Source organism: Microbacterium sp. C448 (assembly GCF_000582705.2).
Taxonomy (GTDB): Bacteria; Actinomycetota; Actinomycetes; order Actinomycetales; family Microbacteriaceae; genus Microbacterium; species Microbacterium lacus_A.
Map to the genome: position 1 here is coordinate 60873 of NZ_HG779626.1, position 22787 is coordinate 83659.

22 protein-coding genes, 2 tRNA genes and 1 pseudogene are annotated in these 22787 nt (G+C 64.0%); 11 read left to right on the forward strand and 14 right to left on the reverse strand.

Annotation, left to right across the window (positions count from 1 at the left end; translation table 11 throughout):
* Positions 1-50 precede the first annotated feature (50 nt).
* Positions 51-635: a hypothetical protein gene (locus MIC448_RS04700; protein WP_036296688.1), complete on the forward strand. Its 585-nt coding sequence runs from the start codon at positions 51-53 to the stop codon at positions 633-635.
* The gene (locus MIC448_RS04705) at positions 628-1107 is read left to right on the forward strand and encodes an aminoacyl-tRNA deacylase (protein WP_036296691.1); all 480 of its coding nucleotides are present in this window, start codon (positions 628-630) and stop codon (positions 1105-1107) included. The genes MIC448_RS04700 and MIC448_RS04705 overlap by 8 nt, the downstream gene beginning before the upstream one ends.
* Positions 1108-1111: 4 nt before the next feature.
* On the opposite strand, the gene MIC448_RS04710 is transcribed toward MIC448_RS04705, so the two are convergent.
* The 3 genes from MIC448_RS04710 to MIC448_RS04720 form a co-directional block, all read right to left on the reverse strand.
* Positions 1112-1537, reverse strand: a complete 426-nt coding sequence (locus tag MIC448_RS04710; RefSeq protein ID WP_036296694.1) for an NUDIX hydrolase — start codon at positions 1535-1537, stop codon at positions 1112-1114.
* Positions 1538-1579: 42 nt separating this feature from the next.
* Positions 1580-1652, reverse strand: a tRNA-Ala gene (locus MIC448_RS04715).
* 12 nt (positions 1653-1664) lie between these two features.
* Positions 1665-1741 (reverse strand) — tRNA-Ile (locus MIC448_RS04720).
* 89 nt (positions 1742-1830) lie between these two features.
* Between MIC448_RS04720 and MIC448_RS04725 the strand changes: the two genes are divergently transcribed.
* On the forward strand, positions 1831-2553 hold the full coding sequence (locus MIC448_RS04725; RefSeq protein WP_036296697.1) for a VIT family protein: 723 nt from the start codon (positions 1831-1833) through the stop codon (positions 2551-2553).
* Positions 2554-2563: 10 nt separating this feature from the next.
* Here MIC448_RS04725 and MIC448_RS04730 read toward each other — a convergent pair whose 3' ends face one another.
* From MIC448_RS04730 to dnaA, 7 genes are all read right to left on the reverse strand, one after another.
* Positions 2564-2968: a DUF3566 domain-containing protein gene (locus MIC448_RS04730; RefSeq protein WP_036296699.1), complete on the reverse strand. Its 405-nt coding sequence runs from the start codon at positions 2966-2968 to the stop codon at positions 2564-2566.
* Positions 2965-5544 carry a DNA gyrase subunit A gene (gene gyrA / locus MIC448_RS04735; protein ID WP_036296703.1) on the reverse strand — a complete coding sequence of 860 codons (2580 nt, stop codon included), beginning with the start codon at positions 5542-5544 and terminating at the stop codon, positions 2965-2967. Before gyrA ends, MIC448_RS04730 begins: the two co-directional genes overlap by 4 nt.
* Positions 5545-5607: 63 nt before the next feature.
* A complete protein-coding gene (gyrB, locus tag MIC448_RS04740; RefSeq protein ID WP_051513141.1) occupies positions 5608-7635 on the reverse strand; it encodes a DNA topoisomerase (ATP-hydrolyzing) subunit B in 2028 nt (675 codons plus the stop codon).
* Between the two features lie 122 nt (positions 7636-7757).
* Positions 7758-8084, reverse strand: coding sequence for a DUF721 domain-containing protein (locus MIC448_RS16360; RefSeq protein WP_243419902.1), 327 nt, complete (start codon positions 8082-8084; stop codon positions 7758-7760).
* A 181-nt stretch (positions 8085-8265) separates the two neighbouring features.
* Positions 8266-9444, reverse strand: a complete 1179-nt coding sequence (gene recF / locus MIC448_RS04750; protein ID WP_036296707.1) for a DNA replication/repair protein RecF — start codon at positions 9442-9444, stop codon at positions 8266-8268.
* Position 9445: 1 nt separating this feature from the next.
* Positions 9446-10594 (reverse strand): DNA polymerase III subunit beta, encoded by a 1149-nt coding sequence (gene dnaN / locus MIC448_RS04755; protein ID WP_036296795.1) that lies wholly within the window; start codon positions 10592-10594, stop codon positions 9446-9448.
* 503 nt (positions 10595-11097) lie between these two features.
* The gene (dnaA, locus tag MIC448_RS04760; protein WP_036296710.1) at positions 11098-12540 is read right to left on the reverse strand and encodes a chromosomal replication initiator protein DnaA; all 1443 of its coding nucleotides are present in this window, start codon (positions 12538-12540) and stop codon (positions 11098-11100) included.
* Between the two features lie 323 nt (positions 12541-12863).
* On the opposite strand from dnaA, the gene rpmH reads away from it, so the two are divergent.
* The 8 genes and pseudogenes from rpmH to MIC448_RS04800 all read left to right on the forward strand — a co-directional run bounded on the left by rpmH (position 12864) and on the right by MIC448_RS04800 (position 18823).
* Positions 12864-13001, forward strand: a complete 138-nt coding sequence (gene rpmH / locus MIC448_RS04765) for a 50S ribosomal protein L34 (protein ID WP_081766188.1) — start codon at positions 12864-12866, stop codon at positions 12999-13001.
* Between the two features lie 9 nt (positions 13002-13010).
* On the forward strand, positions 13011-13343 hold the full coding sequence (gene rnpA / locus MIC448_RS04770; RefSeq protein WP_036296713.1) for a ribonuclease P protein component: 333 nt from the start codon (positions 13011-13013) through the stop codon (positions 13341-13343).
* A complete protein-coding gene (gene yidD / locus MIC448_RS04775) occupies positions 13340-13699 on the forward strand; it encodes a membrane protein insertion efficiency factor YidD (RefSeq protein WP_036296717.1) in 360 nt (119 codons plus the stop codon). The genes rnpA and yidD overlap by 4 nt, the downstream gene beginning before the upstream one ends.
* Positions 13700-13702: 3 nt before the next feature.
* Positions 13703-14710 (forward strand): annotated as a pseudogene (yidC, locus tag MIC448_RS04780) (membrane protein insertase YidC); the annotation flags it as partial.
* A gap of 245 nt (positions 14711-14955) precedes the next feature.
* Entirely contained in the window at positions 14956-15477 is a 522-nt protein-coding gene (locus tag MIC448_RS04785; RefSeq protein WP_036296720.1) for a R3H domain-containing nucleic acid-binding protein, read from the forward strand.
* Positions 15478-15495: 18 nt separating this feature from the next.
* Positions 15496-16137: a 16S rRNA (guanine(527)-N(7))-methyltransferase RsmG gene (rsmG, locus tag MIC448_RS04790; protein WP_036296723.1), complete on the forward strand. Its 642-nt coding sequence runs from the start codon at positions 15496-15498 to the stop codon at positions 16135-16137.
* Between the two features lie 743 nt (positions 16138-16880).
* Positions 16881-17834 (forward strand): ParA family protein, encoded by a 954-nt coding sequence (locus tag MIC448_RS04795; protein WP_036296726.1) that lies wholly within the window; start codon positions 16881-16883, stop codon positions 17832-17834.
* The gene (locus MIC448_RS04800) at positions 17834-18823 is read left to right on the forward strand and encodes a ParB/RepB/Spo0J family partition protein (RefSeq protein ID WP_036296729.1); all 990 of its coding nucleotides are present in this window, start codon (positions 17834-17836) and stop codon (positions 18821-18823) included. Before MIC448_RS04795 ends, MIC448_RS04800 begins: the two co-directional genes overlap by 1 nt.
* Before the next feature lie 83 nt (positions 18824-18906).
* On the opposite strand, the gene trxA is transcribed toward MIC448_RS04800, so the two are convergent.
* From trxA to MIC448_RS04820, 4 genes are all read right to left on the reverse strand, one after another.
* A complete protein-coding gene (gene trxA, locus MIC448_RS04805; RefSeq protein ID WP_036296732.1) occupies positions 18907-19230 on the reverse strand; it encodes a thioredoxin in 324 nt (107 codons plus the stop codon).
* Positions 19231-19301: 71 nt separating this feature from the next.
* Complete coding sequence (gene trxB / locus MIC448_RS04810; RefSeq protein ID WP_036296735.1) at positions 19302-20297, reverse strand: thioredoxin-disulfide reductase; 996 nt, start codon at positions 20295-20297, stop codon at positions 19302-19304.
* A gap of 114 nt (positions 20298-20411) precedes the next feature.
* Complete coding sequence (gene murJ / locus MIC448_RS04815) at positions 20412-22007, reverse strand: murein biosynthesis integral membrane protein MurJ (RefSeq protein ID WP_036296738.1); 1596 nt, start codon at positions 22005-22007, stop codon at positions 20412-20414.
* On the reverse strand, positions 22000-22787 hold a 788-nt coding region (locus tag MIC448_RS04820; protein ID WP_036296740.1), incomplete at its 5' end, for a DUF6049 family protein. The genes MIC448_RS04820 and murJ, both read right to left, overlap by 8 nt.

The following is a 22787-nucleotide window of genomic DNA, read 5'->3' on the forward strand; positions in this document are numbered from 1 at the left end:
GCAAGATGGGGAGGGGCGCATCGTCGCCCCCGACGAACAAGGAGGCAGCCGTGGGCCTGAGTCGTAAGCGCAAGAAAGAGCTCCGCAAGCTGCAGGATTCCGCCAACAAAGTGTGGCAGACGCAGCAGGTGCTCGTAGGAGAAGCCGCAGGTATCGCCCGTGAAGCGAGCCGTCAGCTCGGAAACTACTCACGTGAGCAGGTCGGCCCCGCCGTCCAGGCGACGTACGAACAGCGCGTCATGCCCGTGGTTCACAAGAGCGCAAAGGTCAGTCGTGACGTCCTCGAACACCGCGTCGTGCCGGCGGTCGGCGGAGTCGTGGGGGGCGCGCTTTCCGTATGGGACGCCGCGAACGACACCCGTTCCCGCCTGGCGAGTGGCCGCGGATTCTCGCTACCTGACGCCCGCACGTTCGGTAAGAATGCGGATTCGTACAGCAAGAAGGCCACCAAGGCCCTGTCGAAGAAGCTCGCCGTGCTGGAGCCCAAGAAGCCCGGCATGAGCACGGGCAGTGTCATCGCGATCGTCCTCGGAGTGATCGCCGCTGCTGGTGTGCTGTACGCCGCGTGGCAGACACTGCGTGCCGACGACGAGCTTTGGGTCGCGGACGACCCGCTTCGCTCCCCCGATGAGTGATCCGGATGCCGCCACCGCACGTGTGCGGTCGGCGGCATCCGATCTGGGTCTCGACATCGAGATCCGCGAGCGTCCGGAAGCCGGCAGCATCCATGAGGCTGCCGGCTTGCTGGGCGTTGAGCCACGAAACATCGTCAAGACTCTCGTCGTGAAACGAAGTGACGACACCTACCTCTTCGCTTTGATTCCCGGGGATCGGCAGATCGCGTGGGCGAAGTTGCGCGCCGTCGTGGGCGTGAACAAGCTGCAACTGCCGGATCCGGAACGAGCCCTCGCTGCGACCGGATATGAACGCGGCACGATCGTTCCCCTCGGGAGTTCGACAGCGTGGCCCGTCTACGCCGACGAGAACATCTCGGGGCGCGTGGCTCTCGGAGCCGGCGCTCACGGCTACAGCCTCTTCGCCGACTCAGACGCCCTGCTCCGTGCGCTCGGTGCAACCGTGGCCGACATCTCGCAACCGAACGGCTGACGAGTCAGATCAGTCCGGCCATGCCGAGCGCTATATCCACCAGCTTGACGCGATGCAGCGAGCGAATGGACGCGAGCGTGAACCAGTCCGCTCGATCGGTCGATCCGCCCACCTCATTGCGCAGTCGACCACCCGTGACTCGCGCCCGGTAAACGATGCGCAAAGCGTGGAGGGGATCCGGCGGTCCCAACGGGATCCTGCGCGAGGCCGGGATGACGCGGGAGTGGATACCCAAGAGGTCGCCGACCGCTACGCGGTAGCCCGTCTCTTCCCGGATCTCGCGGCGTGCGGCATCCGTCGGATCTTCGCCCTCTTCGAGCCCTCCGCCCGGCAGCGTCCACGCGGCGCGACGACCCTCGTTCCAATGGGCCAAAAGGACGCGGCCGGAGGAGTCGAGAATGACGCCATAGGCCGCGACTCGGATGTCCATGGCCACGGCACCATCCTCAGTCGCTGTTGACCAGAAAAACTGTGGAGCCTAGGAGAATCGAACTCCTGACATCCTGCTTGCAAAGCAGGCGCTCTACCAACTGAGCTAAGGCCCCGCGGGGACGGATTGGTGGGGCTACCAGGACTTGAACCTGGGACCTCTTCATTATCAGTGAAGCGCTCTAACCGCCTGAGCTATAGCCCCGCAACCTCCAAGACTTTACCCGACCTGCGCGCTCGGCGCGAATCGCGGGTGGCGTTGTCGTTTGCATGCCGAAGCGATTGACTGAGCCCATGACAGATGAGGTAGCCGGTCACGTCGGCGAGGCACATTCGGGCGGTATCGGTCAGCGCCTCAATTGGCTCCGCGCGGGCGTGCTCGGAGCCAACGACGGCATCGTTTCTGTCGCCGCGCTTGTGGTCGGGGTTGCCGGTGCAACCACGGACTCGTCGGCCCTCCTCATTGCCGGAATCGCGGGGCTCGTGGGCGGCGCGATCTCGATGGCGCTCGGCGAGTACGTCTCGGTGAGTAGCCAGCGCGACAGCGAACGCGCCCTGATCGCCAAAGAGACGGCTGAGTTGCGCGATATGCCCGAAGAAGAGCTCGAAGAACTCGTGGGCCTCTACCGGTCGCGAGGTTTGACGGACCAGACGGCCCGGCGAGTGGCCGAGGAGCTGACGAAGCACGACGCTCTCGCGGCTCATCTCGAAGTCGAATTGCACATAGACCAGGATGATCTGGTCAGCCCCTGGCAGGCCGCCTTGTCTTCGGCCGTGGCGTTCACCGTGGGCGCCCTGTTGCCACTGCTGGCGATACTGCTTCCGCCGCCCGACTGGCGAGTGCCGGTCACCTTCGGCGCAGTGCTGATTGCACTCGCCATCACCGGATGGGTCTCCGCCATCCTCGGTGGTGCGAGCCGCGGCCGCGCCGTCCTCCGACTGGTCGTCGGAGGAACGCTCGCGCTGGCCGTGACGTGGCTGATCGGTTCCCTGCTGGGAACCAGCGGGGTGGTGTGATCCGCCGCGATCAGTTCGAGGTGAATCCGACGAGCAGGCCGCCCGTGATCTTCACCGCGAGGTTGTAGATACCCGCGACCACAGCACCGAGCACCGTGACGACGATCAGGTTGAGGATCGCAACCACGGCGGCGAACGCCATGACCTGCGGTAGGCCCACGAGATCGGAGATGCGGACTCCGTTCTCGGAGAAGCTCTGGAAGAACTCGTCGAACTGTCCGATCAGGCCCGTCGTCTGCACGACCATGAAGATCAGGAAGAACGACACCACGGTCACGATGGCGATCGCGACAGCAGCAAGGAACGACAGCTTCACAGCCGACCAGAAGTCGATGTAGACGAGTCGCAGGCGGACCTGCTTGGAGCTCCCCTGTCGGCTCGACTTCTTGGCCAGCTTGTCGGCAACGGTGCTCATGCGTCAGAACTCTCTTCCGTGGGCGTAACGGGTGTCGACTCGGCGATGTCGGTGGGGATGGATTCGACCGGCTGCTCCACGTCGACGCTCCTCTCCCCGTTACGGGCGATCGCGATGATCCGGTCGTCGTCGCCGGGACGGGCGAACACGACACCCATCGTGTTGCGACCCTTGGCGGGCACCTCGGCCACGGAGGAGCGTACCACCTTGCCGCTGGCAAGAACCACCAAGACCTCGTCGTCCTCACCCACGATCAAACCGCCCGCGAGCACACCCCGATCGTCGCTCAACTTGGCCACCTTGATGCCGAGTCCGCCTCGTGATTGACCCCGATATTCGGCCACCGCGGTGCGCTTGGCGTAGCCTCCGTCGGTCACAACGAAGACGTAGTGACCGGCAGCGCCGCCGTTCTGGGGGGCGACGCTCGCCGACAACAGGCTGTCGTTTCCGCGGAACGACATGCCCTTGACCCCGGCCGTCGAGCGACCCATGGGACGCAGCGCATCGTCGTCCGCCGTGAAGCGCAGTGACATGCCGTGACGCGAGATGAGCAGGATGTCGTCGTCCGCCTCGACCAACAGCGCGCTCTCGAGCTCGTCGCCCTCGCGCAGGCTGATCGCGATGATGCCGCCCTGGCGGTTCGTGTCGTACTCGGTCAGACGCGTCTTCTTGACCAAGCCGCCGCGCGTGGCCAGCACCAGGTGGGTCGCAACACTGTAATCGCGGATGTCGAGCACCTGCGCGATCTCTTCGCCCGGCTGCAGCGCCAACAGGTTGGCGACGTGCTGTCCCTTGGCGTCGCGTCCGGCCTCGGGCAGCTCGTACGCCTTGGCGCGATACACGCGGCCTCTGTTCGTGAAGAACAACAGCCAGTGGTGAGTCGTGGTGACGAAGAAGTGCTCGACGACATCGTCTGCGCGCAACTGCGCACCCTTCACGCCCTTGCCGCCGCGATGCTGGGCGCGGTAGTTGTCACTGCGAGTGCGCTTGATGTAGCCGTCACGGGTGACAGTGACGACCATCTCTTCTTCGGGGATCAGGTCTTCCATCGACATGTCGCCGTCGAAGCCCATCAGGATCTCGGTGCGGCGGTCGTCGCCGTGCTTGGCCACGATCTCGGTCAGCTCATCGCGGACGATGGTGCGCTGACGAACGGGACTGGCGAGGATGTCCTGGAAGTCGACGATCTGCGCCGTGATCTTCTCGGCCTCATCGATGATCGCCTGACGCTCGAGGGCCGCGAGGCGCCGCAGCTGCAGCTCGAGGATCGCACGAGCCTGCAGGTCGTCGATGTCGAGGAGTTTCTGAAGGCCCACACGCGCTTCGTCGGCCGACGGCGAACGACGGATGAGCGCGATGACCTCGTCGAGAGCGTCGAGCGCCTTCAGGTAGGCGCGCAGGATGTGCATACGCTCTTCGGCCTTACGCAGGCGGTAGGTCGTCCGCCGAACGATGACCTCGATCTGGTGCGTGATCCACAGCGACACGAAAGCGTCGAGCGAGAGCGTGCGGGGCACACCGTCAACGATCGCGAGCATGTTCGCGCCGAAGTTCTCCTGCAGTTGCGTGTGCTTGTACAGGTTGTTCAGCACGACCTTCGCGACCGCATCGCGCTTGAGCACGATCACGAGACGCTGACCCGTACGGCCCGAGGTCTCGTCGCGGATGTCCGCGATGCCCGAGATCTTGCCGTCGCGGGCGAGGTCGCGGATCTTGATAGCGAGGTTGTCGGGGTTGACCTGGTACGGCAGTTCGGTGATGACCAGGCACGTGCGGCCCTGGATCTCTTCCACCGAAACGACGGCGCGCATCGTGATCGAGCCGCGTCCCGTCCGGTACGCCTCGTGGATCCCGCGTACACCCAGGATCTGCGCGCCGGTCGGGAAGTCTGGACCGTGCACCCGCTGCATCAGGGCTTCGAGAAGCTCTTCTCGCGAGGCATCCGGGTTCTCGAGCGACCACAGCACACCGTCGGCGACCTCGCGCAGGTTGTGCGGCGGGATGTTCGTCGCCATACCGACCGCGATACCGACGGAGCCGTTGACCAGCAGGTTCGGGAAACGCGCGGGCAGAACCGTCGGCTCTTGCGTGCGACCGTCGTAGTTGTCCTGGAAGTCAACGGTCTCTTCTTCGATGTCGCGCACCATCTCGAGCGCGAGCGTCGCCATCTTGGTCTCGGTGTAGCGGGGCGCGGCCGCCCCCATGTTGCCGGGAGACCCGAAGTTGCCCTGACCGTCGGCGAGCGGGTAGCGCAGCGACCACGGCTGCACGAGACGCACAAGCGCGTCGTAGATCGGCGAGTCACCGTGTGGGTGGTACTGACCCATGACCTCGCCGACAACACGGGCACACTTCGAGAAGCCCTTGTCAGGACGGAAGCCGCCGTCGTACATGCCATAGATCACGCGGCGGTGGACCGGCTTCAGCCCGTCACGAACGTCCGGCAGTGCGCGGCCGACAATAACGGCCATCGCGTAGTCGAGATAGCTGCGCTGCATCTCGGACTGCAGGTCGACCTGGTCGATCCGGCCGTGATCGTGAACCGGCGTTGCGTCGGGGCGGTCTTCGTCAGTCATGTCGTCTTTTCTTCGTCTGCGTCAGGTTCGGCGGGATCCGGATGTCGGACCTAGATGGCGGATCTAGATATCGAGGAACCGGACATCCTTGGCGTTCCGCTGAATGAATGTGCGTCGGGATTCGACGTCCTCGCCCATCAGGGTTGAGAAGATCTCGTCGGCGGCCGCGGCATCCTCGATCGTCACCTGCAAGAGCGTGCGGGTCTGGGGGTCCATCGTGGTCTCCCAGAGCTCCTTGTCGTTCATCTCACCGAGACCCTTGTAGCGCTGGATCGCGTTGTCCTTCGGGATTCGCTTGCCCTCGGCCAAACCGGCGGTCAGCAGCGCGTCGCGCTCGCGGTCGCTATAGACGTACTCGTGTGCCGAGTTCGACCACTTCAGGCGGTACAGCGGTGGCTGCGCGAGATACACATACCCCGCCTCGATGAGCCCGCGCATGTAGCGGAACAGGAGGGTCAGGAGAAGGGTCGTGATGTGTTGGCCGTCGACGTCGGCATCAGCCATCAGAACGACCTTGTGGTACCGCGACTTGGCGATGTCGAAGTCTTCGCCGATGCCGGTGCCGAACGCCTGGATCATCGCCTGGATCTCGTTGTTGCCGAGAGCACGGTCGATGCGCGCGCGCTCGACGTTCAGGATCTTTCCACGGAGCGCGAGGATCGCCTGCGTGTGGGGGTCGCGTCCCTGCACCGCGGAACCGCCGGCCGAGTCACCCTCCACCAGGAAGATCTCGCTGATCGAGGGATCCTTGCTGGTGCAGTCCTTGAGCTTGTCGGGCATCGACGCCGACTCGAACACACTCTTGCGTCGTGCCGTCTCGCGGGCCTTGCGCGCAGCGAGTCGGGCGGTCGCCGCGTCGATCGCCTTGCGAATGATGTTCTTGGCCTGCGTCGGGTTGCGGTCGAACCAATCGCCGAGCTGATCGCCGACGACCTTCTGCACGAAGGCCTTGGCTTCGGTGTTACCGAGCTTGGTCTTCGTCTGACCCTCGAACTGCGGCTCGGAGAGCTTGACCGAGATGACCGCCGTCAGGCCTTCGCGGACGTCATCGCCCGACAGATTCTCGTCCTTCTCCTTGAGAAGGTTGTTCGCACGCGCGTACTTGTTGACGAGGGTCGTCAGAGCGGCGCGGAAACCCTCTTCGTGCGTGCCACCCTCGTGCGTGTTGATGGTGTTCGCGTAGGTGAACACGTTCTCGGTGTAGCTCGTCGTCCACTGCATCGCCATCTCCATGGCGATCTTCTTGTCCGGAGCCTCGGACTCGAAGTCGATGATGACGTCGTTGACCGCTTCGGCCTTATGCACCTTGTTGAGATATTCGACATAGTCGACGAGGCCGCGCTCGTAGAGGAAGCTATCGGTCGGCTGCTGCAGGACCAGCTGACCCTCGACCTCTTCGTCGTACGCCTTCTCGGGCCGCTCGTCGTGCAGGTCGATCCGCAGACCCTTGTTCAGGAAGGCCATCTGCTGGAAGCGGGTGCGGAGTGTGTCGTAGTCGAAGTCGACCGTTTCGAAGATTGTCTCGTCCGGCCAGAACGTGATCGTCGTCCCGGTTTCGGAGCTCTCTTCAGCGCGTTCGAGGGGCGCTTTGGGTACACCGCCTCCGCCGTAAGACTGGCGCCAGACATATCCCTGACGTCGAACCTCGACCTCGAGGCGCGACGAAAGCGCGTTGACGACCGACGATCCGACACCGTGCAGACCACCGGACACCGCGTACCCGCCGCCGCCGAACTTGCCACCCGCGTGCAGAACGGTCAGCACGACCTCGACGGTCGATTTTCCCTCGGTGCGGTGGATGTCGACGGGGATGCCTCGCCCGTTGTCGATCACGCGTACCGCGCCGTCGGGCAGGATCGTGACATCGATCGTGTCGCAGTAGCCGGCCAGTGCTTCGTCCACAGAGTTGTCGACGATCTCGTACACCAGGTGATGCAGCCCTCGGGGACCCGTCGAACCGATGTACATACCGGGGCGCTTGCGTACCGCTTCGAGCCCCTCGAGAACCTGAATCTCGTCCGCGCCGTACGCGTGAGGTTCGGGCGAGGTCTTGCTGCCGGATTGAGCGCCATCGAATGAGTCAGAAATCATAGAGAAGAAGCGCTCCAAATAGGGAAAGTCGTCTCTCTCAGTCTATCGGAGCGAGGACCGATATTTCGCATCACACGCCTCTCTCCGGGGATGAAATCGCTTGCGGCACCCCAAATGCTCATTCAGCCGTAGGTATCGCGTGGACCGCGCCCTGGAATAGTCCTGGGGCCCCATTTCCACGAGGGAACGTCCGGCCCCACAAAGCGCACCGCCGTGATGCCCGCATCCGGGTGCTCGCGGATGATCCGCGTCAGGATCTCGGCGCGCAGACTCGAGAGCTGCCGCGCCCACGCCGTCGAATCGCACTGAACCGTCATGATTCCGCCCTCGAGCGAGACCGGACGAGCGTGTTCCGCGGTCTGAGATCCCGCGACATCCGCCCAGCGTCGCAGTACGTCCTCGCTCGCCAGATGCGTATTCCAGCCGGCCTCCCGGGTCAGATCGGCCATGACATCCCCGAGACCATGGGGATCGCGTCCCGGCGCAAACGGAACGTTCTCGCCCTCGGCATCCCGAATCCTGCGACGCTTGCGTGATCTCGGTGCCGCGATCCCCCGCAATCGCAAGTACGTCGCAACCGTCAGGGAAGGGGCCTCGACCGTCTCCTCCCCCGCCGGCGGAGAGTCCTCCTCAGACACCGGATGCCTCATCGGGCGGAACGGAGGGATCGGGAACGATGCGCCCGTTCTCGATCCGGACCGTCCGAAGCCGAAGTGCCTCGGGCACGTCCTCCCAGACGGCTGCGGTCACGATGACCTGTTCGAACTGGGCCGTGAGGTCGGACAGCCGCGCGCGCCGCTGGGCATCCAGCTCAGCGAAAACGTCATCGAGAATCAGCACGGGATCGCCACTGCGCGACTCGGCGCGCAACAGTTGCGCCGAAGCGAGCCGCAAGGCGAGGGCGACCGACCACGATTCACCGTGCGAGGCGTAGCCCTTGACCGGCAGACCCCGAATACTCAGACGGAGGTCGTCGCGATGCGGACCGACGAGGGTGAGCCCACGTTCCAGCTCCGCCGTGCGCTTCTGCGCCAACGCCTCGCGGAAGAGTTCCGCCGTTGCCCCGATCGGCGTCGTACTTCCGGCTTCGTCGCCATCTTCCGGGTCCGCGCCGCGAACCGACAGCACCCATTCGAGCTCCGGGTGGTGGTCCTCGCCGGCAATCGCGGCGTATGCGGCCTCGATCGGTGCCGCGAGTTCGCTCGCGAGCACCTGACGCGCGTCGATGATCTCCGACCCGAGCGCGACGAGTTTGTCGTCCCACACGTCCAGTGTCGACAGCGCATCCCCCCGGATTCCGCGCGCTCGCGCGGACTTGAGGAGTGCCCCGCGCTGACGCAGGACCCGGTCATAGTCCGCAAGGACCCCGGCCATCCGCGGAGAACGCTGCACGAGCAGCTGGTCCGCGAAGCGGCGTCGGGCGGACGGATCACCGCGCACGATACCCAGGTCTTCGGGAGCGAAGACGACAACCTGCGCGTAGCGCGGAAGCTCGGCCGGGCGAACATCGACGCCGTTCACCCGCGCGCGATTGCGTCCGGTCCGGTTCAGCTGCGCCTCGAGCTGGACGCTTCGCTCGGCGTGCGCGACACGAATCCGCAGAATCGCCGATTCCGCGCCCGCGCGGACAAGGGCCTGATCACCCGAAACCCGGTGCGAACCGAGGGTGGCGACATAGGCGATCGCCTCGGCGAGGTTCGTCTTGCCCTGTCCGTTCCGGCCGACGAACAAATTGGGTCCCGCGACCAACGCGACTTCCGCGGTCGCGTAGTTACGAAAATCAACCAGGCTGACGTGCTCGACGATCACGTCAGCGCAGCAGCAGATTCGGTTGCAGAAGGTACTTGAAGGTGTCGGCGCCCGCTTTATCGACCGACGTCTGGCTCGTGATGAGCACCGGGCTCAGCTTGTTGGCGTTGTCGGACGACGTGAACGTGATGCGGACGAATTCGCTGCGGACGGCGGTCAGCGCCTCGAGCAGATACTGCGGATTCAGGCCGAGAACGACGTCTTCACCGTCGAGGTGTGCGTCGACGGATTCGGATGCACGGGCCTGGTCTCCTCCGGAGGCATCCATCGTCACGCCCTCAGACGAGAACGTGAAGCGGAGAGGAGCGGAACGATCGAGCACGATCTGCATGCGCCGGACGGCTTCCATGAGTTCGCCCGTGTTGACCACGGCGTGGTGAGCATTCTGGTCCGGGAAAAGCCGACGGACGGGCGGGAAGTTGCCCTTGATCAAGAGCGAGGTGACGGTGCGGTCACCCGACGAGAACGCGATGATCTCGCGGTCGCCCGAACCCGAGAAGGCGATGCGGATGTCCCCCCCGTGCGCAAATGTCTTGCCCACTTCCTGCAGGGTGCGGGCGGGGACGAGTGCGGATGCCTCGCCATCCCGCGCAGCGGCACCATCCCACGGGATCTCACGTAGTGCCACGCGGTAGCGGTCGGTCGCGACGAGGCTCAGGGTCGTTCCCGAAACCTCGAGTTGCACACCCGTCAGCACAGGAGTCACGTCATCGCGCGAGGCGGCGAACGCGACCTGAGCGATGGCGGTCGCAAAATCCTCGGCGGGCACGAGACCCGGCTCGGCCGTGACCTCGGGAATTGCGGGGTACTCCTGGACGGGCATCCCGGGGAGCGTGAACCGTGCGGAACCACAGCTCAGAACGATTCCGCCGTCATCGTCGACGACGACCTGGATCGGCGCATTCGGAAGGCGGTTGGCGATCTCGGACAACAAGCGACCATGAACGAGGATCGTGCCAGGGCTGTCGACAGTCGCTTCGATGACGGTACGGGCGGAGGCCTCGTAGTCGAATGCGGAGAGGGAGAGTCCGTCAGGACCCGCCTCGATCAGAACACCCGCCAGGATCGGTTGCGGGTTCCGCTGCGGGAGCAGCTTCACAACGAAAGAGACCGCGTCGCTGAAGACATCGCGATTCACGTGGAACTTCACGGTCACTCCTTTGTCCTGTGGAAGGTTGTCCTGTGGAAGGTTGTCCTGTGGATGTTTTGTCGTCCCAGGTCTGGGCTTACCCATGCTAGTGCCGGGCCATCGATGTCGTGAGTCGTCGCTCGTCCCACAGCCTGCGCCGTAAAGGTGAGGGGAATCGATCTCTCAGAAGAAGAAGTAGTTAATGGTGTTAACGCCTGTGGATCATGTGGATAACTCCTGACTTGCCTGTCGGGAGTATGGAACTACACGCGTGTGACTTGTGGACGAGCTGCGAATGCCCGGGTTTACGCGGGAGCGGTGCCTCGTGGAGTTTCGCGCACTCTCCACAGGAGAACCCCAAGAGTGCACAGTCTGGACGTATTCCGTGAGGCTTATCCACAGGTTATCCACAATGTGAAATCGGCATCTTGGCGGTTCGGATCGTCGCGTGTCAAGCGCGTATCGCGGCATATACGGCAGCGCGAAGCGTGACCGACAAGGCATCCGTCGGTCACATCCGTGGATCAGCGGCCCGCGCGGCCGATGATCGTCGTGATCTCGGTGACCTGGTTGTACAGCGAGCGACGTTCCTTCATCAGGTCACTGATCTTCTTGTACGCGTACATGACGGTGGTGTGGTCGCGGTTGCCGAAAAGCTGACCGATCTTGGGCAGGGAAAGGCTCGTCCGCTCGCGGCACAGATACATTGCGATCTGTCGTGCGGTGGCAACGGCTTGCGAGCGGCTCGAGCCGTACAGGTCGTCGACAGATAGCTTGAAGTACTGCGCGGTCGCCGTGATGATGTCTGTCGGCGAGACGACGTTCGCATCATCCTGATCGACGATGTCGCGCAGAACGGTCTGAGCCAGCTGCACATCGAGGGATGAGCGGTTCAGGTTGGCGAATGCCGAAACCCGGATGAGCGCACCCTCGAGTTCTCGGATGTTGCTCGACACCTTGGTGGCGATGTACTCGAGGACATCATCGGGTACCTGCAGTCGCTCGCTTTGAGCCTTCTTCCGCAGGATGGCCTCACGCGTTTCGAGGTCTGGCGCCTGAACGTCGGTGATGAGGCCCCACTCGAAGCGGCTGCGCATGCGGTCTTCGAACCCGGTGAGGTGCTTGGGCGGTAGGTCGCTCGTGATGACGACCTGTTTGTCGTGGTCGTGAAGCGTGTTGAAGGTGTGGAAGAAGGCTTCCTGGGTCTCGGCTCGGCCCTGCAAGAACTGGATGTCGTCGATCAGCAGGATGTCGACGTCGCGGTATCGCGCCTGGAACGCGGATCCGCGGTTGTTGGCGATCGAGTTGATGAAGTCGTTCGTGAACTCTTCGCTCGAGACATAGCGAACACGAATGCCCGTATAGAGATTGAGGGCGTAGTCGCCGATCGCGTGGAGGAGGTGCGTCTTACCGAGACCCGATTCTCCATAGATGAAGAGCGGGTTGTAGGCCTTGGCCGGAGCTTCGGCGACGGCGACGGCCGCGGCGTGGGCGAAACGGTTGGATTGCCCGATGACGAAGTTGTCGAACGTGTACTTGGGGTTCAGGCGGGTGTCGTTGCGCGAGGCCGAAGCGGGAGTCTCGGGCGGCGCGTCGACGTAGGAACGCAAACCTGACTGAACCGGCGCCGGCGCCGGGGCGTCCTGAGCCGTCTGAACGGCGGGGCTCGAGCGGGGAACGACGTGGGCCTCGGCGAGATCGGGGTTGACGACGACCCGGAATGTCACGGCGCCGGATGCATGATCGATGCGTGAGAGCGCCTCGAGGATGGAGGGACGCATCCTCTTGTTGAACTGTGCGGCCGTCAGATCATTGGGAACGTCGAGATACAGCGTCCCGGCCATGACCCCCTGAGGGACGGCCAGGCTCAAGAATCCATAGAGCTGTGGAGTGATCCGGTCGTCCTCCGTGAGCGAGTCGAGCACGGCCGCCCAGATCGAGATGTCTGGAACATCGTGCTGTGACATGGGTCCCCCGGGGATTCGCGGCTATCTGTCAGCAACCTTGTCCGGGGGCGGTAGCGCCATCTTCGGACCTGTGGATAACTGTCGCGCCCACGCTAGCCAGGCGGTGCGGCGGAGCAAAATCCACTGTAGGACCTGGCGGCGTGTCGGTGCCACGCCGGAGTTCTCGAGGTGGGGATAATGCCTCGCGCTCACGCTCGGTTTGTGACCTACTCTCGAAGGACGTATTCTTACCAGGTTGACTTATGCCCTCGCGGCATCCTTCTTCCGCCTAGCATCGTCTCCGGTCGCCACGTCCCGGCGACTCGTCTCCCGGAGTGACTCTTATGACCAAGCGTACTTTCCAGCCCAACAACCGTCGTCGCGCCAAGAAGCATGGCTTCCGCGCTCGGATGCGCACCCGCGCGGGACGCGCCATCCTTTCGGCGCGTCGCACCAAGGGTCGCACCACAGTCTCGGCCTGACCCATCCTGGTGCTCTCCCGAGCGAATCGCCTCACCCTCGGTGTCGACTATCGATCCGTCGTCCGTCGGGGCACTCGCTGCGCCGGGGCGCACACGGTGACGCACATCATGGCGCGATCGGATGACGACGTGCGCTTCGGATTCATCGTTTCCAAGGCCGTTGGCAACGCGGTCGTACGTAACACGGTGCGACGTCGGCTGAAGGCCGTCTGTCACGAAGCTCTCGCTGAGCTCGATCCGGGTCGGGACGTCGTGATCCGTGCTTTGAACGTCTCGGCGGATGCTGATTTCGCGACGTTGCGAGCCGAAGTACTGCGGTGTCTACGACGAGGTCGGGCATGAGCGCCCCCCTCCCCACGGCGATGACCGGTGACGGCCACTTTGATGTGGCACGCGGCTGGCGAGCCACCTGCCTGGTCCCCCGCAATGCCGCGATTGCTGCACTGATCGCGTATCGCGCAACTATTTCTCCGATCTACGGGGATGTCTGCAAGTACTACCCCACGTGCTCGGCCTACGCGGTCGGTGCCATCCAGCAGTACGGCGTCGTTCGTGGGTCCGTGATGGCTGCAACCCGATTGGCACGATGCCATCCGTGGGCGCAGGGTGGCATCGACGATGTCCGCCCGCGCACTGACTTCCGGGATGAGCTGACCCTTCACGGGTTCGTCGTTCCGTCGCCCCGAAGAAAGGACTGATCCGTGCCGGATCTCATCGGAATCGTCCTCTGGCCACTCAAATGGGTGGTCGAGCTGATCCTCGTCGCATGGCATTGGGTGTGGACCTCGCTGGGGTTCGGCGCTGCGGATGGCATCACCTGGGTGCTGTCGATCGTCGGGCTGGTGATCGTCGTGCGTGCTGCCTTGATCCCCCTCTTCGTGAGGCAGATCAAGAGCCAGAGAAAGATGATGGAAATTGCCCCTGAACTGCGAAAAGTTCAGGAGAAGTACAAGGGCAAGCGCGATCAGCTCTCCCGTGAGGCCATGAGTCGCGAGACCATGGCGCTGTATAAGAAGCACGGCACGACCCCGGTCTCGAGCTGTCTACCGCTCCTGGTACAGATGCCGATCTTCTTCTCGCTGTACTCCGTGCTGTCGTCGATTGGACAGCACGTTCGCGATGGCGTGGGTGGCGTGGGCGTGCTGACTCCCGAGCTGACGCAACAGTTCTTCGACGCCAAGCTGTTCGGCGTCGCTTCCCTGCATGACACTCTCGCCGGTGCGTGGGAGACACGACCGGATGGTTGGGAAGCAACCGTCGGGATCCTGGTTGTTCTCGTGATCCTCATGATCGCGTCGCAGTTCTTCACGCAGCTGCAGATCATCTCGAAGAACCTGTCGCCCGAGGCCAAGACCGGCCAGGCGTATCAGATGCAGAAGATCATGCTCTACATCCTCCCGCTGGCCTTCATCTTCTCGGGTGTCTTCTTTCCGCTGGGTGTCGTCATCTACTGGTTCGTCAGCAACGTGTGGACGATGGTCCAGCAGTTCATCGTCATCCGCGAAATGCCGACCCCGGGATCGGATGCCGCGAAGGCCCGCGAGGAGCGTCTCGCGCGCAAGGGTAAGGCCATCAACTCCGAGGGCAAGATCGTCTCGATGGAGCGGTACGTCGAAGAGCAGGCACGTCTTCTGGCCGAGGCCGAGAAGAAGAAGGCCGTCGCCCCCAAGCGACAGCAGCCCGTGGGTAAGCAGCGCGCGAAGAAGCAGACGCGTCCGGGCACCCCGGCCACGGCATCCGCTCCCCCGGCATCGTCCTCTGCCAACGGAACCTCGGCTCCGGCCGGCGCGACCGTGGGTGGCGCATCCACAGGATCGGCGTCCGAGAAGGCGAATGCATCGGACGAGCCCTCGTCGCTGACGCCGCCCCCGGCAGCAGGACAGGCGGGATCTTCGACGAAGAACGCCAAGCAGAACCCCAAGAAGCGCCGCTGACGGCGCGAGGAGCTCACGACATGACGACTACATCTGACGCACAGATCCCTCAGGAATCCGCTCCCGACGAGATTGCCTCACTCGCGCACCTCGAGCAGGAGGGCGATGTCGCAGCGGACTACATTGAAGAGCTGCTCGACATCGCTGACATCGATGGCGACATCGAACTCGATGTTCGTGCGGGTCGCGCCTACGTTTCTGTCGAGGCATCGGCGGGCAGCACGACGCTCTCCGTTCTGTCGGACCCCGAGACCGTACGTTCCCTTCAGGAACTGACTCGCTTGGCCGTGCAGAACAAGACGGGTCGCTTTTCCCGTCTGATCCTGGATGTCGGAGGTTCGCGCGACACACGCCAAGGCGAACTCGAGCAGCTGGTGAACCGTGCCATTGAGCGCCTCGAAGATGGAGCCGGGCAGGCTTCGCTTCCCCCGATGTCGAGTTATGAGCGCAAGCTCATCCACGACATCGTCGCCGATCGCGGGTTTGTGTCGGAATCGTATGGCGAGGGTGCCGATCGGCACACTGTCATTCGCCGGTCCTGAGCCGTTTCACGTGAAACGGTGATCGACGTAGAAGCGGAGCCGCAGGCCGCCGAGGATGTCTTCGGTGATCGCATAGATCTCGCGCGGGTGTTTGCGAAGCAGCTCGCAGAACACGGTGAGCAGCGGGGGTTGATCGGTCCGCTGGAACCTCCGCGGCTGTGGTCGCGACACATTCTGAACAGCGCGATTGCCGCGGGTGCGTTCGACGCACAGAGTCGTGTTGCGGATATCGGCTCAGGCGCGGGACTTCCGGGCATCGTTCTGGCAATCGCTCGCCCTGACGTCTCTTGGGTTTTGATCGAGCCCATGGAGCGTCGCGTTGCCTGGCTTGACGAGCAAGTGGGTCTGCTGGGTCTCGATAACGTCGAGGTCGTGCGCGCACGCGCGGAGGACTACCCGGCGAAGGCCGGCTTCGACGCGGTGACTGCGCGTGCCGTTTCCGCCCTCCGTACCCTGATCCCTCTCACCGCTCCCCTGGTCGCGCCGGGTGGGCAGCTCATTCTCATGAAGGGCGCATCGGTTCAGGCTGAGATCGATGCAGCGGATAAGCAGATTCGACGCTTTCGGATCAGCGAGGCGAGGGTTGAGTCGTGGGGCGACGGCGTTCTGGATCAGCCAACCACGCTGTTCCGTGGGACCGTGGGCACCGCCGCGCGGTAGGTTCGTGCGATGTTCCACGTGAAACGTGGACCTAGGAGGGTCGACGCGACTGCTCGGGGGATCTGTCTAGGTGCGTTTCGTCTCGCTTCGCTCGCTCAACGGACGGATTTGCTCACTGAGCGAGGGTGTGACCGGAGTCGAAACGCGAACCTGAAGATTCATGCAGGTGCGTTTCGTCTCGCTTCGCTCGCTCAACGGACGGCCCTGCTGTCGAAAGGCGCCTGCGTTTCACGTGAAACGACGTAGCCATTCCTGGCCTAGGTCGGTGAGTCAACGCGCAGCGCACGTCGAAACGCGAACCGCCCGTATCTCACGGCGTCGTTTTTTCTCGCTTCGCTCCGCTTGCCCAACGGGCGGCGATGCTGTCGAATGGGCCCTGCGTTTCACGTGAAACAGAACGCCGACCTTTGGTGCCCGGACGTCAGAGTTATCCGAATCTCGCTGGTGAGTGATCGTGCAGCGCGAGTCAGAAACGTGAAGCCGAGGATGTGGCGGCTCTTTCTTCGCGCTTCACTCGCTCAACCAGCGGCGCGCATATCGGATGGTGCCTGCGTTTCACGTGAAACAGCAGGCCGGCTTGGTGCACCTACCGAAAAACATCGACACGCCGCGTTTCACGTGAAACGCCGTGCGACCAGGGAGGACGTTCATGAGGGAAGTCTCATGATGCACGGATGTGATTTCCGGCTGAAGTGCGCACCTAGAGTAGAGGTCGTCCCCCTGCCGCGAGTGGAGCGTTTCACGTGGAACATGCCCGACGTTCGGATGTCCGATCATCCGCGCAACTGATAGATGACACCCCGCTGGCACGAGAGATTGCAGACCTCAGCGCACGGCGTAGAGCTTTGGAGGGAGTCGCGATCGAACTACCGAACAAGACACGCGTCCTGACCGTTTCCAATCAGAAGGGCGGGGTCGGTAAGACGACCAGCACGGTCAATGTCGCGGCCGCGCTCGCCTCCCTGGGTGCACGAGTCCTGGTGATCGACCTTGATCCGCAGGGAAACGCGTCAACCGCCCTGGGTATCCCCCATGACGCAGATACGCCGAGTGTCTACGACGTACTCATCGATGAGTTTCCCCTCGCAGACATCGTGCAGGTCAGCCCCGAGTCTCCCAATCTTTTGTGCGCGCCCAGCACGCTTCATCTTGCGGGTGCCGAGATTGAACTCGTGTCTCAGGTTGCCCGCGAGCACCGACTTCGCGGCGCACTTCAGGACTACCTCGCAACGAGTGCTCTTCCGATCCATTACGTGCTGATCGACTGCCCCCCGTCGCTGGGGCTGCTGACCATCAACGCATTCACGGCAGCGGACGAGGTGTTCATCCCGATCCAGTGCGAGTACTACGCGTTGGAGGGGCTTACACAGCTTCTCGGAAGCGTCGGCATGATCCAGCGACACCTCAACCCGGGTCTTCAGGTGTCCACCATTCTGCTCACCATGTATGACGGGCGTACCCGCCTCGCGCAGCAGGTTGCCGATGAGGTCCGCGCCCACTTCCCCGGCGAGGTGCTGCAGACGGTGATTCCCCGGTCGGTACGTGTTTCGGAGGCCCCGAGCTTCGGACAGACCGTCATCGCGTACGACGGGCAGTCGGCGGGTGCCGTCGCCTACCGTGAGGCCGCGATCGAGATCAGCAAGCATGTTCCCGCGGCGTCCGGCGCTGAGAACACCAATAAGGAAGGCACGCTCTGATGTCCACGAAGAGAACGGGACTGGGCCGCGGAATCGGTGCGCTCATCCCGACCAGTGAGGCTGAGAGTCGCCCGGTCGACGTCTTCTTCCCCGGAGCTCGTCGCATGGAGGCTGTCGAAGCGCTCCCCGCAGAAGAAGAGGTCGTCGAGGAGCAGCGGTTCGCAGAACTCGTGGCAGTGCCGGGCGCCCGCCTGGCGCACATCAACCCGCAAGAAATCGTCCCCAACCCGCGGCAGCCTCGTACGCACTTCGACGCAGATGACCTGGCAGAACTCGTCCATAGTGTGCGCGAGTTCGGCGTGCTGCAGCCTGTTGTGGTTCGGCCCCGCGCCGAGGATGGCACGTACGAGCTCATCATGGGCGAGCGGCGAACCCGTGCGGCTCGCGAGGCGGGCCTGGTGAGCATCCCTGCGATCGTCCGAGACACCGCCGACGAGAACCTTCTGCGCGACGCACTGCTCGAGAACCTGCACCGTTCACAGCTGAACGCCCTGGAAGAGGCTTCCGCCTACCAGCAGCTCCTCGAGGACTTCGGCATTACGCAAGAAGAACTCGCGACCCGCATCGGCCGCTCGCGTCCCCAGATCAGCAACACGATCCGGCTCCTTCGCCTGCCGGTGCCGGTGCAACAGCGGGTGGCCGCGGGCGTTCTCAGCCCGGGACACGCTCGCGCGCTCCTGGGCCTTCCCGATGACGAGGCCATCCAGCGCCTCGCTGACAAGATCGTGAACGAAGACCTCTCGGTTCGCGCCGCGGAGGCCATCGTCAAGGGGCGCCCGGACGCTCCCCAGCGGGCCACGAAGCCTCAGGCCGGTGCCCGCCGTGGCCATCTGGACGAGGTCGCCGGTCGCCTGGGAGACCGGCTCAATACCCGCGTCCAGATCTCATTGACCGCACGTAAAGGCCAGGTCAAAATCGATTTCTCGACCATTCAGGATCTCAACAGAATCCTGGGTGAAATGGGTGTCGACGGCTTCGGATCGGACTGATGAAATCAGCACTGCTGTCATAGCTACGAGAAAGGCCCCGACTCTGAGAGCCGGGGCCTTTCTCGTAGCTGCTGAAGCAGATATCAGCCGATGAACGCGGCGAGATCCTTCTCGAGCGCGAACTTCGGCTTGGCACCGATGATCGTTGTCTTGACCTCGCCACCCTGGAAGACCTTCATCGCCGGAATCGACGTGATCTGGTACTTCATGGCGAGATCGGGGTTCTCGTCGACGTTCAGCTTGAGGATGGTGATCTTGTCGGGGTGCTCGGACTGGATCTCATCCAGAACCGGGGCGACCATGCGACACGGACCACACCACTCGGCCCAGAAATCGACTAGTACGGGGCCCTCGGCATTGAGAACGTCCTGCTCCCACGTGCTGGAGGTCGTGGCTTTGGCGGTCATACTCTTCTCCTTCTTTCGGAAGTCTCAGGTACAGGAACGTCGAGACGCCCTCGAATGTTCCGCGGCTCGACTCAGCCGACGCTGACGGGGTCTGCCTCGGGCAGCCCATCGATCTGCGCGACATCTTCTTCGGGTGCTCCCGCATCGTCGAGCGCAGCCAGGTAGTGCTCCGCGTCGAGCGCGGCGACAGTTCCCGAGCCCGCGGCTGTTGCTGCCTGTCGGTAGGTCGGGTCGATGACGTCACCGGCCGCGAAAACACCGGGCACGGAGGTGCGTGACGACCGTCCATCGACCCAGATCGTTCCCTCGGAGGTGAGCTCGAGCTTGTCGTGAACGAGGTGTGTGCGCGGGTCGTTGCCGATCGCGACGAACAAACCCTCGAGGGGCAGTTCGCGGGTGGTGCCATCCGTTGTGTCGCGCAGCACGACGCCGGAAACTGCCTCGTCACCGAGGATATCCGCGACCTCGGCGTTCCAGATGAACTCGATCTTGGGGTTCGCGAAGGCGCGCTCCTGCATGATCTTCGACGCCCGCAGGGTGTCCTTCCGGTGGATGACGTACACCTTGGAGGCGAAGCGTGTCAGGAAGGTGGCCTCTTCCATGGCGGAGTCCCCGCCACCGACGACGGCGATGACGCGGTCGCGGAAGAAGAAGCCGTCGCACGTGGCGCACCAGGAGACGCCGTGCCCGGAGAGTCGCTCTTCACCCGGCAGCCCGAGCTTGCGATACGCAGAACCGGTGGCGTAGATGATGGCGGCGGCCTCGTGCTCTGCGCCGCTGCCAAGCTTCACACGCTTGACGGGTCCGTCGACCGAGAGCTCGACGACATCGTCGTACAGGATCTCGGCGCCGAACTTTTCGGCCTGCTCCTGCATCTTGGCCATCAGTTCGGGGCCCTGGATAGCCTCGGGAAAGCCCGGGAAGTTCTCGACTTCGGTCGTATTCATCAGCTCTCCGCCGACCTCGACCGAACTCGCCACAACGAGGGGTGAGAGGTTTGCGCGTGCCGCATAGGTAGCCGCGGTGAAGCCCGCAGGACCCGATCCGATGATGATCACGTGACGCACTGTGTTTCTCCCTTTTGCTTGTCTCTGGGCTTCAACCCATGGTAGACCGGCAGCATTCCAGCCCTCGGTGAATTCCACGTGCTGGAACGCGGCGTGATCGCCGTACTCGTTAGCTCAACGCCGACGCAACCGGCGGAGGAGAGGCGCAACCACCGCGAGCTCGGGCGCACGCATGACCGCCAGGATCGCGATGTACACCGCCAGCGTCACCCCGCCGACGAGCGCGGCGCCGCCGACGCCAAGATAGATGGACGAGGTCGTCCACCCATCAAAGCCCCCGAGAAGCAGGAAAAGAACCCAACCGATGGCGGCCGCCGGCACCCCGGCGACAAAGAATCGTCCCAGAGCCAGCGCGGGTGCACGAAGGCCGAGCCGGCCGAGCCGGCCGCGGAGCAGAAAGACGGCGATCACGAGCTGAACGATGCCGGCGAGAGACTGGCCCAGCGCGATTCCCGCGGCGAGATATTCCAGCGGCAGAATGGCGCCGGCGAGCAGTGCGGTCACGACGACGAGAACGGCCTGCACGAGCGTGAAGACGAACGGGCGGAACGTGTCGCCATACGCATAGAAGGTCCGCTGCACGACGTACAGGATCGACAGCGGAACCAGACCCACGAGATAAGCACCGAGCACCAAAGCGGTGGCCACGGCATCCGAGGCACTGTTGCTGAATATGCGCGATACGGGAACTGCTGCCGCCACGACCGCGGCGAGGGCGCCCACAAGGAAGAAGCTGATCGTTCGGATGCTGGTGCCGAGGTCGGCACGAACGTCGTCTTCTCGTCCGGCCGCGGCATGCTCGCTGAGCTGTGTGAAGTACGGGGTCCCGATCGATACGGCGATCACCGAGTACGGGAGGATGAAGATGAACCACGCGAATGCCATGGTCGCTGCGGAAGCAGCGACGTCGGAGGCCGCGCTGACCACGCGGGTCTGGATGAGGCCCGCGACCTGCCCCACTACGACCATCCAGAACGTCCACCACGCGAGGGTGCCCATCGTTCGCAGGCCCATCCCGCGCCAGGCGAAGTCTGGGCGGAAGCGCAGGCCCGAACGTCGCCAGAACAGCAGCAGAACGCCCGCCTGTACGGCGATTCCGAGAGTCGCGGTGCCTCCCAAGAGCGTGATCATGTCGGGCGTCCATGTCAGGACGTCGTTGCGCTCAGGCCCGAACAGCACGATGAACGTGACGAAACCGGCGATCGAGACGATGTTGTTGACGATCGGCGCCCACGTGTACGGACCGAACACGCGGCGGGCATTCAGTGTCTCGCCGACCAGGGCGTAGAGACCGTAGAAGAAGAGCTGTGGGATGCACCAGTACGCGAGGGCGATGGCGAGAGCCAACTGTTCGTCGGTGAACCTCGCGTAGAGCTGCATCAGCAACGGGGCCGCCAGGGTGGCGAGGCCCGTCACAACCACGAGGACGACGGTGCCGAGCGTCAGCAGCTTGGAGACAAAAGCTCCCCCACCATCCGCGTGCTTGGCCGCGCGCACGATCTGGGGAACGAGCACCCCGGTGAGGATGCCGGTGGAGATGATGGCATAGATGTTGTTCGGGAGCTGATTCGCGATGGTGAAGGCGTCGGCGGCACCACTGCCGACTGAGCCGAGGGCGGCCACGAGAACGATCGAGCGCACGACCCCGGTCAGACGCGAGACGAGGGTGCCCGCCCCGAGGATCGCGCTGGCGCGCCCGAGACTACTCATCGCGGCGGTCCACGGGTCGATCAGGCTCCGGCTCGCGTGCCGTGTTCTCTTCGGTCGTGCCCTGGTCGATCGTCGGCCCGTCCACACCCTCGGCGGCGCGTGTGCGGCGACGTCGGCGAATGGTCCGGATGAAACCCGCACCCAGCAGCAGGACGATGATGGCGCCCAGTCCGATGATGCCGATGCGCTCCCACTCGGCGCGCACGGTCACCTGAGCGCGCTGGACGGGCCCGACCTGCTCGAAAGTGGGGCTCAGGAGCCGCAGTTCGATCGTCACCTCGCCGCTGCCCACCCGCGCGCGGACGGGAACCTCGACCCGCGTGTTGACGCCGGGCTCGGCTCGAACCGTGAGCGTCCGTTCGACATCGAGGCGCAGATTGTCGGGAGTCGAGACGAGGACGACATTGGCGGCGAACGGCAGATCGTTTCGCACGAAGAACGGCAGCACCGCTTCGGGGCTGACCAGTTGCACCGTGCTCGGCTCCTGAATCGCGACCGACGTCAGCGTGGTCGTTGTCGCCTCGGCGTGTGCGGTGAGCGCGGCCTGCCACGCGTTCGGCTCGTCGCGCCAGCCGGCGCCGATCAGCTGCAAGAGGTCGGAGCGTTCGGGCGCGGTCAGCAGCGACGGGTCGTCGATGATCGACGAAAACTCGGCGATGCTCGTCTCACCCGCCAGCAGCGTGTCCAGACGCGTCGCGGCCTCCTCGTCGGGCTGCGCGGCGCTCTGCGCACCGGCGGGCTCCGCGCTCAAGAGGGCGCTGAGAGTCGTGGGAACGACAC

Coding starts and splice junctions, on each gene's coding strand:
- MIC448_RS04730 (WP_036296699.1), bottom strand. CDS start 2,968: ATGAGCACCGTTGCCGACAAGCTGGCCAAGAAGTCGAGCCGACAGGGG.
- MIC448_RS04710 (WP_036296694.1), bottom strand. CDS start 1,537: ATGGACATCCGAGTCGCGGCCTATGGCGTCATTCTCGACTCCTCCGGC.
- MIC448_RS16360 (WP_243419902.1), bottom strand. CDS start 8,084: ATGGCCGATCTGACCCGGGAGGCCGGCTGGAATACGCATCTGGCGAGC.
- rpmH (WP_081766188.1), top strand. CDS start 12,864: ATGACCAAGCGTACTTTCCAGCCCAACAACCGTCGTCGCGCCAAGAAG.
- dnaA (WP_036296710.1), bottom strand. CDS start 12,540: ATGTCACAGCACGATGTTCCAGACATCTCGATCTGGGCGGCCGTGCTC.
- gyrA (WP_036296703.1), bottom strand. CDS start 5,544: ATGACTGACGAAGACCGCCCCGACGCAACGCCGGTTCACGATCACGGC.
- trxA (WP_036296732.1), bottom strand. CDS start 19,230: ATGACCGCCAAAGCCACGACCTCCAGCACGTGGGAGCAGGACGTTCTC.
- gyrB (WP_051513141.1), bottom strand. CDS start 7,635: ATGATTTCTGACTCATTCGATGGCGCTCAATCCGGCAGCAAGACCTCG.
- MIC448_RS04800 (WP_036296729.1), top strand. CDS start 17,834: ATGTCCACGAAGAGAACGGGACTGGGCCGCGGAATCGGTGCGCTCATC.
- MIC448_RS04705 (WP_036296691.1), top strand. CDS start 628: ATGAGTGATCCGGATGCCGCCACCGCACGTGTGCGGTCGGCGGCATCC.
- yidD (WP_036296717.1), top strand. CDS start 13,340: ATGAGCGCCCCCCTCCCCACGGCGATGACCGGTGACGGCCACTTTGAT.
- MIC448_RS04725 (WP_036296697.1), top strand. CDS start 1,831: ATGACAGATGAGGTAGCCGGTCACGTCGGCGAGGCACATTCGGGCGGT.
- murJ (WP_036296738.1), bottom strand. CDS start 22,007: ATGAGTAGTCTCGGGCGCGCCAGCGCGATCCTCGGGGCGGGCACCCTC.
- MIC448_RS04785 (WP_036296720.1), top strand. CDS start 14,956: ATGACGACTACATCTGACGCACAGATCCCTCAGGAATCCGCTCCCGAC.